Origin of the sequence: Kitasatospora sp. NPDC059747 (genome assembly GCF_042732955.1) — a bacterium.
Classification (GTDB): Bacteria; Actinomycetota; Actinomycetes; order Streptomycetales; family Streptomycetaceae; genus Kitasatospora.
This window is the reverse complement of sequence record NZ_JBHWGV010000018.1, coordinates 90,518-103,966: the sequence shown is the minus strand read 5'-3', so window position 1 is coordinate 103,966 and position 13,449 is coordinate 90,518. Positions and strand designations below refer to the sequence as shown.

Genomic DNA, 13,449 nt, shown 5'->3' with positions numbered 1-13,449 from the left:
GGCGCGATCTGCCGGGGATTGAGGACACTGACATGATCGGCCCGCGTGGTCCATTCGATGCCGCCGCCGATGGGCCGGAGGTACATGACGCCGGCGCACTGCTCCATGAAGACGCCCTCACGCGGCAGGCCGTCATCGAGGTGACCGCGATCGATCACCACCTCGTGGAGGAGAGGGACTTCGGACAGCACGGATCTCTGGTCTTCGAACATGGGGGTCTCCGCAGTCGCACAGCGCTATCGGCGCATCACCTGGTGTAGCCATAGTGGCGTGATCGGCCCTACGATCGGAAGTCATTCCCGCTTGACAAAGTCCCCGCGTGGGATTCAGAGGGCAACGGAGTTCTGATCATGCGTGAAACCGAGCTGGATCCCTCCGCATCGCCGCTCAAGGCCTTCGGCGCGCAACTGCGCAGGCTGCGCAAGGCGGCTGGGCTCACGCAGATCCAGCTTGGGAACCTCACGAACCTGAGTGACAGTCAGATCTCCAACCTCGAAAGAGGGACACGCAATCCCACACTCGACTGGGTTCTGGCGGCTGATCAGGTCCTGAAGACCGGGGGAACGCTGGAACTGACGTTCTGGACGCTGAGCGGCTCATCTCTCCTGGAAGGGTTCCCGGAGTACGCGCAGCAAGAGGCAAAGGCGCAGAGCATCAACCACTTCGAGTTGGGAGTCGTACCCGGTCTCGCTCAAACCATGGAGTACGCCGAAGCCTTCGCCGGAGCCGCTGTGCGGCGTGGCAGCATCACCGAGGATCAGGCCGCAGACCGACTGGACTTCCTCTCCGCGCGGCAGAAGCTACTTGAGCGCCCATCAGCGCCTCGCCTTCATCTCGTCCTTGACGAGGGCGCCTTGATGCGACCGGTGGGCGGGCCCAGGGCCATGGCTCGACAGCTGGCGCACCTCGAAGACCTCGCTACCCGTCCGAACACCACGATCCAGGTAGCACCGTTCGCGCTCGCGGAGGAGCTGCCGTTCACCATGATGGTTACGCTGCTGACCCTCCCGAATCGGACGCTCCTGGCATACTCAGAGTGCCAGTTGCGCGGCATCCTCGCGCGGGACTCTGGGACCGCCCAGGCTTGGGAGCGGGACTACCATCAACTTCAGGTGGAAGCGCTTCCCAAGGCCGCGTCACTGGAGATGATCCGCAAGTGCAAGGCGTGAGAGGAATGTCATGATCCCCCCTGTAGACCTGACCGACGCCGCGTGGTTCAAGAGCAGCTACAGCAACAACGGTGGGTCTTGCGTCGAGGTGGCTGCAGGCTTCCTCGGCCTCGCCCCCGTCCGTGACTCGAAGGACCCCCAGGGTCCCGCCCTCGTCTTCCCGGTCGAGGCCTGGCGGTCGTTCGTCACGGCCGTCCAGGCTGGCGAGTTCGGCGACGTCTGAGCCGAACGCCCCGTAATTCCCTCGCCCCCAACGCCCCTTCACCGCTACCGTCCCCTCAAAGATCACGGAGGGGGTGCGCCGATGCGGCCACTGCTGCTACTCGACGTCGACGGGCCGCTCAACCCCGCCGCCCACAAGCCCCACCGCCGGCCGCCCGGCTACGAGACCCACCGAGTCCTCACTCCCCGCTGGGAGGCCGCCGAACGGCGGCGGCTCACCGACTGGGGGCTGCCCAACAAGGCCCCCAAGCCCCTCCGGCTCTGGCTCAACCCGGACCACGGGCCCCACTTGGCCGCCCTCCCCTTCGACCTCATCTGGGCGACCACCTGGGAAGACGAAGCCAACGCCTTCATCGCCCCCGTCCTCGGGCTGCCCGAACTCCCCGTCATCACCTGGTCCGAACCCCGGCCCACCCCACCCCACAGCGTCTTCTGGAAGACCCCCGAGATCGTCGCCTGGGCCGAGGGCCGCCCGTTCGCCTGGGTCGACGACCAGATCACCGACGCCGACCGCGACTGGACGGCCGCCCACCACGACGGCCCGGCCCTCCTCCACCGCGTCGACGACCGAACCGGCCTGAGGACCGACGACTTCGCCACCCTCCGGCAGTGGGCGAATCAGCTCACAGGTGACGCGTAGCCAGCGCCAGCCGCTCCTGGGCCTCGAACAGCGCGTCGCGGATCATCTGTTCGCGCCCCGGCGTGAGCCGCGCGAGCGGGACGGAGCAGCTGACCGCGTCCCGGGCCGGCGTGCGGTACGGGACGGCGACGGCGTAGCAGCCCAGGCCGAGCGTGTTCTCCTCCCGGTCCGTCGCGTAGCCGCGCTCACGGATCGCTCCGAGGTCGTCGAGCAGGGCCGCCCGGGTCGTGTGGGTGTGGTCGGTCAACGGCTCCAGGCGCTCGGGCAGCAGCCGCCCGATCTCCTCGTCCGACATCGTCGCCAGCAGCGCCTTGCCGAGCGCCGTCGCGTGCGCTGGCAGCCGGCGGCCGACGCGGGTGAACGGGCGGAGGTAGTGCTGGGAGGCGCGGGTGGCGAGGTAGACGACGTCGGTGCCGTCGAGGCGGGCGAGGTGGATGGTCTCGGTGGTGTCGTCGGCGAGGCGGTCGAGGGCCGGGCGCGTGGCGGCGACGGCTTCGTCGCCGTCGATGTAGGCGGTGCCGACGAGCAGCGCCCGTACCCCTATGCCGTACCGGGTGCCCGTCAGGTCGGTCTCCACCCAGCCGAGGTCGACCAGCGTGCGCAGCAGCATGTAGAGGCTGCTCTTCGGGTAGCCGAGGGCCTCCTGGACGTCGGCGAGGCTGTGCAGTCCGGGGCGCTCGGCGAAGTACTCCAGCACCTCGATCGTGCGGACGGCGGACTTCACGCCCGCCGCTGCGGTGGCGGTGGCGGAACTCGGCTGCGCCATAGGGGTCCTCCCTGTTCGCGTGCGCGTGGACGGCGAGAGCAATATAGCCGCGCCGTCAGCGCCGAAACCGGCGGAGCGTTCACATCCCTGAACCTCGTCCAGACTCTTGACTGGGACACGCCCACGGCCGTGTCATGGTGGGCGGCCCCCGCACGACGCAACACGACGCAGCACGATTTCCCCCGCCGCCGCCAGAGCCGAAGGACCGTCATGAAGCGCTTGCTCACCGCCCTGTGCGCCTCCCTCGCCCTCCTCGCCACCGCCCCCGTCCAAGCCACCGCCACCGCCACCACCGCCATAGAAGCGAAGACCACCGACGCAGCCTCCTGGACCGGCGACTTCACCGGCTACGGCAGCAGCACCTGGACCAGCGCCTGGGGCACCCTCACCAAGGGCAAGTGGGGCCAGCAGAACCTCAGCCTCGTCAACGACCCCGCCGCCCCCGGCGACGGCTCCGCGCTGCAGGTGTTCTACGGCGCCGGGTCCTCCGCCAACTCCTGCTCCGACTGCCCCTCCAGCGGCGGCGGCCAGTTCTACACCGACCTCCCCACGCTCGGTCTCGGCGACCTCGCCAACTCCACCACCCTGGACCTGAAGTACAGCCTCAAGCTGCCCGCCGGCTTCGACTTCGGCAAGGCCGGCAAGCTCCCCGGCCTGTACGGCGGCTCCCCGGGCGAGGCGTCCGGCGGCAACCACGGCAACGCCTGGTCCACCCGCTACATGTGGCGCAACCCCGGCTCCGGCGCCGGCGACGGCGAGGTGTACCTCTACACCCCCACCAACTCCGGCCCCACCGGCTACGGCGTCGACCTCGGCCTCGGCTCCTGGCAGTGGCCCGCCGACGGCGCCTGGCACAGCGTCGAGCAGCTCGTCGACCGCGGCAGCGGCGACGTCACCGTCTGGCTCGACGGCGCCCAGGTCTTCACGCAGCCCGGCGCGGGGGCCCCGGACCTCGCGTCGATCCCGTTCAGCGGCGTGTTCTTCTCCACCTTCTACGGCGGCCACGACACCTCGTGGGGCCCGTCCACGGACCAGTACGCGTACTTCGCGCACTTCAGCCTCGCCGCCGGCGTCCAGCACTGACGGCAGCCGGAGCCGGCTCCCGGCCACGGAGGCCGGGCTGAGAACGCACGGTCCGAGGCGCCCCGGCCGAGAGCGCGTGCGGGCCGGGAGGCGCCGCACCACCTCCAGGTCGGAGCTCGCGGCGCGAGGACGCGCTCGTCAGCCGCGAGCAGCCCCCCAGGCCGTGGGCGGTCCCGGTGATCCGAACGAGTGGACTCGCCGGGGTGGGCGGCGGGGACGGGCGTCCCGGGCGGGCGGCCGTGGTGAATGGTGCCGTCCGAGCCCGTGACCCTGGAAGAGGCGCCCCGACGTGCGACGCACCCACTACCGCAGGCTGTTCGCCACGACGCTGTTCGTGGCCTCCGTACTCGCCCCCATCGCGGCCGCTCCCGCCGCGACGATCGCCACCGCGACCGTGCCCGCCGCAGCCGTCGAGCGCTGCCACCACGGCGTGTGCCCCGGTTCCACCCTCAGTCCCGAGTTGACCGCTCAGCTGGACGCGAAGATCGAGGAGGTGCGCCGGCAGGCGGGCATCCCCGGGGTCGTCGTCGGGCTGTGGATGCCCGGCAAGGGCGACTACGTCCGTGCGACCGGAGTCGCCGACAAGACCACCGGCGCGCCGATGGCCCTGGACTCGCGGATCCGGATCGGCAGCGAGACCAAGACCTTCACGGTCACCGCGCTGCTGGAGCTCGTGGACGAGGGCAGGGTCGGGCTCGACGACAAGATCTCCGACTACGTCGACGGCGTGCCGTGCGGCGACCGGATCACGCTGCGCCAGCTCGCCGAGATGCGCAGCGGCCTGTTCCCGTACACCTCGGACGCGGGCTTCGCCCACGACCTGGAGAGCGATCCGACCCGTGCCTTCACGCCGCAGGAGGTGCTCGCGTACGGCTTCAAGCACGACAACACGTTCGGGCCGGGCGAGCAGTTCCAGTACTCCAACAGCAATCTCATCCTGCTCGGCCTCGTGGTGGAGAAGGTCACCCGGCGGCCGTTGGCCGACGTGATCCACGAGCGGGTGGTGCGACCGTCGCACCTGCACCACACGTTCCTCCCCGGCGGGGCCGAGTTCCCGGAGCCGCACCCGCGCGGTTACACGGACCAGACGCCGACCGGCGCGACCGCGGACGCCACCGACTGGAACCCGAGCTGGGCCTGGGCGGCCGGCGCGATGATCTCCGACCTGCCGGACCTGCGCCACTGGGCCGAAGTCCTCGCCACCGGGCGCCTGCTGAGCCGCGAGACCCAGGCGCAGCGGCTCACGACGTTCCCGACCGGGTTCCCCGGGACGAGCTACGGCCTCGGCATCTTCGACACCAACGGCTGGATCGGCCACAACGGCTCGATCCCCGGCTACGAGACGGTGACCATCTACCTGCCGGCCCAGCGGGCCACCCTGGTCATCATGATCAATACCGATTCCAAGACCGGAGGCCAGGAGCCCTCCACCCTCCTCGGCCGCGCGATCACCGCCATCGTGACCCCGGACAACGTGTACGACGGCGCGGCCACCGCGGGCTGAGCGACCAGGGGGCGTGCAGCGGCCGTCGGCCGGTGCACGCCCCCGGCCACGCGCCCTTCGTGCGGGGTGCTGTCGCAGCCGGTCACGGACGCGGGACCGTTCGTCACGGCCGCGCCGGCCTGGCCGTCCGGGCGTTGCCCGGTGATCCTCAGGGGCGGAGAATGAAGCACGGGGTGTGTGCCTCAGCCTCAGGAAGGGAGCTTCCGATGGCCTGGCGTATCGAGGGCACGTATTTCGAGAACTGCAATTGCGACATGGTCTGCCCCTGCTCCACCTCCGGCCTATCGGCTCCGGCGGACTACGACCGCTGCCGGGTGTTCCTGGCCTTCCACGTCGATTCCGGCCGGGTCGACGACGTCGACGTGAGCGGTCTGACGGTCGCCGTGGTGGCCGACACCCCGCCGCTCATGAGCGAGGGCGGCTGGCGGATGGGCGTGATCATGGACGCGGCCGCCTCGCCCGAGCAGGCCGAAGCGCTCGGGGCGGTCTTCTCCGGTCAGCGCGGCGGCCCGATGGAGGCCCTCGGGCCGCTGGTCGGGGAGATGCTCGGGCTGGAGGTCGCCCGGATCGACTACGCCGAGGAGGGCCGGAGCCACCGCGTGCGGATCGGTGACGCGGTCGACATCGAGGTCGAGGACTTCGTCTCGCCGCTCGACGCGACCGGGAAGGGCGTGCGGGTCAGCGGCGTGGGATTCCCCGCGGACACCCTCGCGGCCGGAACCGCGACGAGGTCGCGCGTGAACGCCTTCGGCCTCGAGTTCGGAAACGAAGGGAAGAACGCCTTCTCGGCGCCGTTCTCCTGGGCGGCCTGAATGTCCGTCCAGACCGCTCGACGGGCCGTCGTCCCGGCGAGCCGGGCGGCGCTGCTCGCCGCGGCGGCACTGGCCTGGGTCCTGACGGTCCGCAGCTCGTCGGGCATGATGCCCGGACCGGGCACGATGGGGCGCGACCTGTGGGGGTTCCTGGTCCTGTGGGGGCTGATGATGGCCGCGATGATGCTTCCCTCCGTCACGCCGGTCGTCTCGTTGTACCTGCGGACGCTGCGCGCCCACGCGACGGGCTGGACGCGCGCGGGCCGTAGCACCGGTCTGGTCGTCGGCTACCTCGCCGTGTGGGAGGCCTTCGGGCTGGCCGCGTTCGGCGCGGCCTGGGCGGGCGGTGAACTCGCCGCCAGGGCGCCGAGCGCCGCGCCCTGGGTCGGCGCCGTCCTGCTGGCGGCGGCCGGCCTGTACCAGGTGACCCCGCTCAAGGACCGCTGCCTGAGCCACTGTCGCTCCCCCATCGGGTTCCTCATGCACTTCGGCGGCTACTCCGGGCGGCTGCGCGACCTGCGCGTCGGCCTCTACCACGGCGGCTACTGCGTCGGCTGCTGCTGGGGCCTGATGGTCGTCCTGATCGCGGTCGGCGTGATGAACCTCGCCTGGATGGCCGGTCTGGCCGCGGCCGTGTTCCTGGAGAAGACCTGGCGCCACGGCAAGGCGTTCAGCCTCGTCCTGGGCGCCGCCCTGATCGGCTACGCGTGCTTCGTGCCCTGGAACCCGGGCCTGGTCCCGGGACTGCACATGTCGTCGGCCATGCCCATGTGAGCGGACCTCCGGCGGAGGAAGGGACCGGCGGAGGAAGGGACCGGAGGCGGGCGGGCACCGATGAGGGCCGAGGTGCACCGCCCGCCGCCCGTCCCGGTCAGTCCTGTGCGGAGACGCTCGCCAGGTAGGCCGCCGCCTTGTCCGGGTCGAGGAGCCAGCGCTCCCAGTCCCCGGGATCGTTGAAGCCGTTGGCGAACCGGTCGGCGACGGCGGGGAGCCGGCCGGCCACGGCGATGACGTTCGCGACGTACTCGGGCGCCGGGTCGAGCATCGCGTTGGTCCACTCGGTGACGGCGCGCGCGTCCTGCCAGAAGCGGTCGAAGGCGGCCTGCATGAACCCGCGGTCGAAGGGCCGGCCGCCGTGGGCGAGGATCGCGTCGAGGTAGACGGCGGCGCACTTGGCGGCGCTGTTGGAGCCCTGGCCGGTGATCGGGTCGTTGGTGACGACGACGTCGGCGACGCCCAGCACCGCGCCGCCACCGGGCAGTTCGCCGACCGGACGGCGGACGACCGGGGTGATCCGGCCGACCAGCGTACTGCCCGCGTCGGTCACCTCGATGCCGTTCAGAGTCCGCTCGTACTCGCCGGGCACGAAGGTCCGCATCAGGTCGACGATCCCCCGCAGGACCTCGTCCGGCTCGGTGACCCCGCCGAAGACGTCCGCCGGTCCGCCCGGGAGGGCCTCCCAGAGCAGGACGTCGCACGGGCCGGCCGCGGTCAATGCGGGCAGGACGAAGAACTCGCCGGCCTCGGGCACGAGGTTGAAGCCGACGACGGGGATGTCGTGCCCGGGGCGCGGGCCGAGCCCGTCCACGTACGCGGCGGCGAGGGCGCGCTGGGGCCGGTCGAACGGGGAGCGGTCGGTGTCGCGCTCGAAGAGCGAGGCCAGTTCGCCCTTGCCGACGGCGACGAGCACCAGGTCGTAGGCGGGGGCGAGCCGGTCGAGGTCGGCGACCGTGGCCTGCCGCACCTCCACCCGGCCGCCGCGCGCGGCGAAGGTCTCCAGCCAGGTGGACATCTTGAGCCGCTGGTCGACGGACTGCGCGCTGCCGTCCAGGCGGCCCACCCAGTCGATCGCCCGCGCACCGTCCGGGCCGAGGACGGTGACGCCGATGCCCTCGATCTGCGGTGCCTCGCCCGCCCAGAGGTCGAGTCCGAGGGCGCGCTCGGTGCGCAGCGCCGCGTCGAACATGCACTGGGAGGACATCACCCGGCCGTCGCGGATCGCGTCCGCCGGGCGGTCGGTCATCACGGTCACGTCGTAGCCGTGGGACTGGAGGCCCAGGGCGAGCTGGAGGCCGGCCTGGCCGGCGCCGACGATGAGGATCGTGCGCATGCTCCCCGCTTTCCTGCCGTGCGGCGTGAGCCGCGCGTCATGACTGGCGTGTGACTTTCCGTGTCTGGATACCAGGCGGCCCGCGCCGCGTCCACACCCCCGGCACGCTCCGTGCAACCCGGCTGACGCTCCGCCACGGGCCCGCGCCTCCGAACGCCCGTGCACGAACCGGACGTTCACGACTCGTCATCTGCAATGGGAACCGTTTCCAAACAATCCCCCATCGGATGGTCAATCTCTCGTGTAACCGGAGGGTACGACGTCGCAGGTCAGGCAGGGTGATCACATGAGAAGCAAGAACTCCTCCGCCGCAGTGCGCATGCCAAGGAAGACGTCCCGCCGGACGCCCTTCCGCGCCCTGCCGCTGGTCGCGCTGGCCACCGCCGGCGTGGTGATATCCCTCGGCACCGTCGTGCCCGCCTCCGCCGCGACGTCCCGGGTGGACCTCAACGTCCTCGTCGTCACGGACGGCAACCCCTGGGTCGAGGGCATCCGCAAGCAACTGGTCTCCGAGGGCGTCCCGACGACCGTGGTCGACCTCACCAGCGCCAACCGCGCGACCATCTCGGCGGCCTTCCTCGCCGACACCCTGGCCGACGGCACCCCGCACGGCCACTTCGAGGGCGTCGTCCTGCCCAGTGACTCCCCCGGTCAGCTCTCCGCCGCCGAGCTCTCCGCCCTCACCGGCTACGAGGCCTCGTACCACGTGCGGCAGGTCGACTCGTACGTCTGGCCCGGCGCCAACACCGGTCTGAGCGCCCCCGCGTGGACCGGCTCGATGGACGCCACCACCGCCACCGCGAGCGCCTCCGCCCGCGGCGACGCCTTCCGCTACCTCAACGGCCCCGTGTCGTTCGAGGGCACCGCCGGCGGCAGCGGCTCGTACGGCGCGCTGCCCACCGCGCTGCCCGACAACGCGGCCACCGGCTCGCACTTCGAGCCCTACATCACCGAGACCATCCCGGGCACGTCGACGCAGGGCGTGCTCGCGGGCGTCTACACGAGCAGCGGGCGCCAGCAGCTCGTGCTCACCTTCGCCTACAACTACTACCAGCAGCAGTTCCAGCTGCTCGCCCACGGCATCGTCGACTGGGTGACGCGGGGCGTGCACCTCGGCTACTGGCGCAACTACTTCTCCGCCCACATCGACGACCTCTTCAACGCCAACGCGCGCTGGAGCCAGAGCGGCAAGTGCACGCCGGGCGAGGGCGACTGCGCGGCCGGGGTGCCGAGCACCAACCCGCTCCGGATGACGGCCGCGGACGTCTCCACGGTGGTGAACTGGCAGCAGCAGAACAACTACCAGCTGGACTTCCTGTTCAACGCCGACCCCGGCCTCGAGTACGCGCAGGCGCAGGGCGGCACCGACCCGCTGAGCGTCGCGCTCCTCGCGAACAAGAACAGCTTCATGTGGCTCAACCACACCTACGACCACGACTTCCTGGGCTGCGTCCAGGACTTCTCGGTCATCCCGTGGCGCTGCCAGACCGACGCCTCCGGCGCCATCCAGTACGTCGACCAGGCCACCATCAACGGCCAGATCGCCCAGAACATCCAGTTCGGCCTGGCCAACGGGCTGCCGTTCCGGCCCAACGAGCTGGTGGGCGGCGAGCACTCCGGCACGTTCAGGCTGCCGCAGCAGCCGAGCGACAACCCCAACTTCCTCGCGTCGCTGGCCGCCAACAACGTCCAGTGGCTGGGCGTCGACGCCTCCCGCGAGACGGGCCAGCGCCAGATCTCCTCCGCGCTGGGCGTGCCGCGCCACCCGGTCAACGTGTTCTACAACGTCTCGACGCAGCAGGACGAGGTGAGCGAGTACAACTGGCTCTACACCTCGAAGGCGAACGGCGGCAGCGGCAACTGCGAGGCCAACCCCGCCACCACCACCTGCATCTCGCCGCTGGACCTCAACACGGCGTGGTCGAGCTACGTCCTGCCGCTGCAGACCGAGATCACCCTCGGGTACGTGCTGTCCAACGACCCGCGGCCGTTCTTCATGCACCAGTCCAACCTGACGGACGACCAGCTGGCGCTGCAGACGATGAGCGGCATCCTGTCGGCCTACCGCACGTGGTTCACCACGGACACCCCGGTGGTCAACCAGACGCTCACCGACGCCGGGACCGTCCTCAAGAACCAGAACGCCTGGCAGCAGACCCAGAACGCGGGCTCGGTCACCGGGTACGTCCAGGGCGGCGTCGTCACCGTCAACGGCCCGGCCGGCACCACCGTCCCGGTCACCGTCCCGGCGGGCACCACCGTCACCGGCGGCGGCGCGTTCGGCGCGGCGTACGGCGGCGAGCAGTCCGCCTACACCGCCCTCGGCACGACGGCCACCGGCCTGACCCTGCCCACCGCCGTGTTCGGCACGGTCGCCGACTCCACCCCGACCGGCCTCGGCGCGGAGCTCGCCTCCTACGCCAAGGGCTCGCCGCACGACGTCCGCCGCACCGGCGACGCGATCGTGATCACCGACCCGACCGGCAAGCACGTCCTGCCGAAGCTCGCCGGCAAGCCGGAGGAGCAGCTGCACATCGGCGACCACCACCACAACCCGTACAACGTGCTGCCGCCGAACCTGAAGAAGAAGTAACGCCTCAAGCAGGCTCCCTGCGGCCCGCGTTCGCGCGGGCCGCAGTGGTCGCTCCCGCCATCCGCAACGCGGGCGAGGCCAGGCCCGCCGCTGCCGCCGCGCCTCCGAGGACGGCGCACAGCGCGAGCGCGCTCCTCGCCCCGGCCGCGTGGGCGAGGCCGCCCAGCACGTTGGTCGCCGGCACCAGCGCCGCGCTCTGCACGAGCGTCAGCGCGGACTGCACGCGCGACAGGTGCGACCCGGGCGCCGCGCCCAGGACCAGCGGGCCGACGTGGCAGGCGAACAGGCTCGACCCGGCACCGACCACCACCGCCGCGAGCACGGCCACCGCGGGAACGGGAGCCGCGGCGAGCGCGCCGGTCCCCACGCCGGCGACGGCCAGGCCCAGGCTCGCCCCCACGCCGGTCCGCCGCAGGGGACCACGGCGAGCGGCCACCAGCGCGACCGCGAGCACGCCCGCGCTTTGACCCGCCCCCACCAGACCGGCGGCCCCGGGGCCCCAGCCGGCCGACCGGGCCAGCAGCGGCCCGAGCAGCGAGACCACCGGCAGCAGTCCGGCCGCGGCGGCCGCCGTCAGCAGCAGCGCCGGGCGCAGCACCGGATCCGTGGCCACCAGCCGGACGCCATCGGCGATGCCCGCGGCCAGGCCCTCCCGCCGCGACGGCCGTTCCTCCTCCGCCATCGGACGCACCCGCACCATGACGGCGAGTACGGCTGCGAAGGTGCCCGCGTCCACCAGGGCCGCCCCGCCCAGGCCCGCCGCCGCGACCAGCGCCGCGCCGATCGGGGCGCCGAGCAGCGCCGCCACCTGGCTGCCGGCCTGCTGGAGGGCCATCGCCCGGGGCAGTTGCTCGGGGCCGACGAGGCGGCGCGGCATGGAGCCGGTCGCGGGGAGGTAGAACGCGTCGACCGTCCCGGTGACGGCGGCGAAGGCGATCAGCATCCAGACGGGCGCCGCCGACGCCCCGCTCGTCGCGGCGAGCCCGAGTGCGGCGGCGAGCATGACCGCGTCCCCGGCGATCATCACGCGGCGGGCGCCGGCGCGGTCCCCCACGGCGCCGCCGAGCAGGAGGAGGACGGTCCGGGGCAGGGTGATCGCGGTCAGGACGAGGGCCGCCGTCCGGCCGCCGTGGGCGCTCGCCACCCACCCGAGGGCGAAGGTCAGGGCCGCGTCGCCGGCCAGTGAAGCCCGGGTGCCGGCGAGCCAGAGCAGGTAGGGCCGGGGCAGGGCCGGTCGCCGTACGGGCGGGACGGGCGGGACGCGCGTGGTGCCGATGGTTCGCATGACGGGCGACCGTAGGGCCCTCCAGTTGGTCGAGGGCAAGCCGAGAACGAGCCGCCGGGGCCGGCACCGCCACCTCCACCGTCACCGTCACCGTCACCGGCGGCGGACGACGGCCAGGAGGACGAGCGACGCGGCCTGGATCGCGGCCACGACCGCGACGAGCGCGGGGATCGACGTCTCGTACAGGGCGCCCGTCAGGACGCCTCCGGCCAGGGTGGCCGCGCCCGTCACGGCCGCGAAGACGCCGTACGCGGTGGCGCGGTTGGGGGCCGGGACGAGGTCGGCGATGGTGGCGCGGAGCGTCGCCTCGCTGAGGCCGGTCGCCGCGCCCCAGAGGAGTGCGCCCGTGACCGCCGCCGCCAGGGTGTCCGTGAACGCCAGGGCCGGGACGGCGGCGGCCAGGGCCGGGAGCGCCAGCAGGACGCGCGGGCCGACGCGGTCGTACAGCCACCCGGCCACCAGGGCTGCCGCCGCGTCGGCGAGCATCGCGCCCGCGTACAGCACCGGGATCAGCGAGACGGAGAGCAGGTGGCGCTGGACGAGGTGGTAGGAGAGCAGGCCGAAGGTCGCGAAGCCCGTCATCGTGGTGGCCGTGAAAGCCGCGTAGACCCAGAACACCCGTGGCAGGCGGCGCGATCGGGACCGCTCCCGGCGGGCTTCGGGCACTGCGGCGGGCTCGTACACCGCGGGGTCGGGCACCCGGGTGCGCAGCCACCCGAGCAGCACCAGGACGGCCGCGCCCGGGATCGCGAGGACGCCGAGCGCCGGGCCGTACCCGCCGCCCGCCGCCAGGACCCCGGCGACGGTGAGCGGCCCGACCACCGCGCCGACCTGGTCGAGCGCCTCGTGGACGGCGAAGCCCCGGCCGCGGCCGGTCGCGGCGGTGGCGTGCGAGAGCAGCGTGTCCTTGGCCGGGGAGCGCACCGCCTTGCCGACCCGCTCCGCGACGACGAGCACGCAGGCCGGCCCGAGCGCCCCGACGACGCCGAGCGGCGGCACGGACAGCACGGTGAGCGCGTAGCCCGCGATCGTCAGCGCCCAGAAGCGCCCGGTGCGGTCGGCCAGCGGCCCCGACACCAGCCGCAGGCCCAGCGCCGCCGCCTCCCCGGCGCCCGTCACCGCGCCGACCACCACAGCGGAGGCCCCGAGCGAGGCGAGCAGCGGGCCGGTGACCGACCGGGCGCCCTCGTACACGAAGTCCGCCAGGAGGCTGATGATCCCCCACCAGACGACGAACCGCCACGGTCGCATCGGGGCGCTCCCTC

The 13,449-nt window shown here is 72.4% G+C and carries 12 protein-coding genes and 1 pseudogene; 8 read left to right on the top strand and 5 right to left on the bottom strand.

Annotation, left to right across the window (positions count from 1 at the left end; genetic code table 11):
• Nucleotides 1–212 (bottom strand): annotated as a pseudogene (locus tag ACFV4G_RS10990) (hypothetical protein); the annotation flags it as partial.
• Between the two features lie 138 nt (nucleotides 213–350).
• Here ACFV4G_RS10990 and ACFV4G_RS10985 point away from each other — a divergent pair.
• From ACFV4G_RS10985 to ACFV4G_RS10975, 3 genes are all read left to right on the top strand, one after another.
• Nucleotides 351–1,169, top strand: a complete 819-nt coding sequence (locus ACFV4G_RS10985) for a helix-turn-helix domain-containing protein (protein WP_380438784.1) — start codon at nucleotides 351–353, stop codon at nucleotides 1,167–1,169.
• Between the two features lie 10 nt (nucleotides 1,170–1,179).
• Entirely contained in the window at nucleotides 1,180–1,392 is a 213-nt protein-coding gene (locus ACFV4G_RS10980) for a DUF397 domain-containing protein (RefSeq protein WP_380438782.1), read from the top strand.
• Between the two features lie 81 nt (nucleotides 1,393–1,473).
• Complete coding sequence (locus tag ACFV4G_RS10975; RefSeq protein ID WP_380438780.1) at nucleotides 1,474–2,031, top strand: hypothetical protein; 558 nt, start codon at nucleotides 1,474–1,476, stop codon at nucleotides 2,029–2,031.
• On the opposite strand, the gene ACFV4G_RS10970 is transcribed toward ACFV4G_RS10975, so the two are convergent.
• Nucleotides 2,015–2,797, bottom strand: a complete 783-nt coding sequence (locus ACFV4G_RS10970) for an IclR family transcriptional regulator (RefSeq protein WP_380438778.1) — start codon at nucleotides 2,795–2,797, stop codon at nucleotides 2,015–2,017. The genes ACFV4G_RS10975 and ACFV4G_RS10970 overlap by 17 nt on opposite strands.
• A 210-nt stretch (nucleotides 2,798–3,007) precedes the next feature.
• On the opposite strand from ACFV4G_RS10970, the gene ACFV4G_RS10965 reads away from it, so the two are divergent.
• From ACFV4G_RS10965 to ACFV4G_RS10950, 4 genes are all read left to right on the top strand, one after another.
• Nucleotides 3,008–3,880, top strand: a complete 873-nt coding sequence (locus ACFV4G_RS10965) for a polysaccharide lyase (RefSeq protein WP_380438776.1) — start codon at nucleotides 3,008–3,010, stop codon at nucleotides 3,878–3,880.
• Between the two features lie 289 nt (nucleotides 3,881–4,169).
• The gene (locus ACFV4G_RS10960; RefSeq protein ID WP_380438774.1) at nucleotides 4,170–5,384 is read left to right on the top strand and encodes a serine hydrolase domain-containing protein; all 1,215 of its coding nucleotides are present in this window, start codon (nucleotides 4,170–4,172) and stop codon (nucleotides 5,382–5,384) included.
• Nucleotides 5,385–5,590: 206 nt separating this feature from the next.
• Nucleotides 5,591–6,196, top strand: a complete 606-nt coding sequence (locus tag ACFV4G_RS10955) for a DUF1326 domain-containing protein (RefSeq protein ID WP_380438772.1) — start codon at nucleotides 5,591–5,593, stop codon at nucleotides 6,194–6,196.
• Nucleotides 6,197–6,970 (top strand): DUF2182 domain-containing protein, encoded by a 774-nt coding sequence (locus tag ACFV4G_RS10950; RefSeq protein WP_380438770.1) that lies wholly within the window; start codon nucleotides 6,197–6,199, stop codon nucleotides 6,968–6,970.
• Nucleotides 6,971–7,067: 97 nt separating this feature from the next.
• Here the strand turns inward: ACFV4G_RS10950 and ACFV4G_RS10945 are convergent, their stop codons facing one another.
• Nucleotides 7,068–8,306 (bottom strand): styrene monooxygenase/indole monooxygenase family protein, encoded by a 1,239-nt coding sequence (locus tag ACFV4G_RS10945; protein ID WP_380438768.1) that lies wholly within the window; start codon nucleotides 8,304–8,306, stop codon nucleotides 7,068–7,070.
• Nucleotides 8,307–8,592: 286 nt separating this feature from the next.
• Here ACFV4G_RS10945 and ACFV4G_RS10940 point away from each other — a divergent pair, with 286 nt between their 5' ends.
• Nucleotides 8,593–10,899, top strand: a complete 2,307-nt coding sequence (locus ACFV4G_RS10940) for a hypothetical protein (RefSeq protein WP_380438765.1) — start codon at nucleotides 8,593–8,595, stop codon at nucleotides 10,897–10,899.
• A gap of 4 nt (nucleotides 10,900–10,903) precedes the next feature.
• On the opposite strand, the gene ACFV4G_RS10935 is transcribed toward ACFV4G_RS10940, so the two are convergent.
• Together ACFV4G_RS10935 and ACFV4G_RS10930 are read right to left on the bottom strand one after the other, a co-directional pair.
• Entirely contained in the window at nucleotides 10,904–12,184 is a 1,281-nt protein-coding gene (locus tag ACFV4G_RS10935; protein WP_380438763.1) for an MFS transporter, read from the bottom strand.
• Nucleotides 12,185–12,277: 93 nt separating this feature from the next.
• Nucleotides 12,278–13,435, bottom strand: coding sequence for an MFS transporter (locus ACFV4G_RS10930; RefSeq protein WP_380438761.1), 1,158 nt, complete (start codon nucleotides 13,433–13,435; stop codon nucleotides 12,278–12,280).
• Nucleotides 13,436–13,449 lie beyond the last annotated feature (14 nt).

Excerpts from the sequence above, each read along its gene's own strand:
- ACFV4G_RS10985 (WP_380438784.1), top strand. The coding sequence starts at position 351 with ATGCGTGAAACCGAGCTGGATCCCTCCGCATCGCCGCTCAAGGCCTTC.
- ACFV4G_RS10980 (WP_380438782.1), top strand. The coding sequence starts at position 1,180 with ATGATCCCCCCTGTAGACCTGACCGACGCCGCGTGGTTCAAGAGCAGC.
- ACFV4G_RS10975 (WP_380438780.1), top strand. The coding sequence starts at position 1,474 with ATGCGGCCACTGCTGCTACTCGACGTCGACGGGCCGCTCAACCCCGCC.
- ACFV4G_RS10970 (WP_380438778.1), bottom strand. The coding sequence starts at position 2,797 with ATGGCGCAGCCGAGTTCCGCCACCGCCACCGCAGCGGCGGGCGTGAAG.
- ACFV4G_RS10965 (WP_380438776.1), top strand. The coding sequence starts at position 3,008 with ATGAAGCGCTTGCTCACCGCCCTGTGCGCCTCCCTCGCCCTCCTCGCC.
- ACFV4G_RS10955 (WP_380438772.1), top strand. The coding sequence starts at position 5,591 with ATGGCCTGGCGTATCGAGGGCACGTATTTCGAGAACTGCAATTGCGAC.
- ACFV4G_RS10950 (WP_380438770.1), top strand. The coding sequence starts at position 6,197 with ATGTCCGTCCAGACCGCTCGACGGGCCGTCGTCCCGGCGAGCCGGGCG.
- ACFV4G_RS10945 (WP_380438768.1), bottom strand. The coding sequence starts at position 8,306 with ATGCGCACGATCCTCATCGTCGGCGCCGGCCAGGCCGGCCTCCAGCTC.
- ACFV4G_RS10940 (WP_380438765.1), top strand. The coding sequence starts at position 8,593 with ATGAGAAGCAAGAACTCCTCCGCCGCAGTGCGCATGCCAAGGAAGACG.
- ACFV4G_RS10935 (WP_380438763.1), bottom strand. The coding sequence starts at position 12,184 with ATGCGAACCATCGGCACCACGCGCGTCCCGCCCGTCCCGCCCGTACGG.
- ACFV4G_RS10930 (WP_380438761.1), bottom strand. The coding sequence starts at position 13,435 with ATGCGACCGTGGCGGTTCGTCGTCTGGTGGGGGATCATCAGCCTCCTG.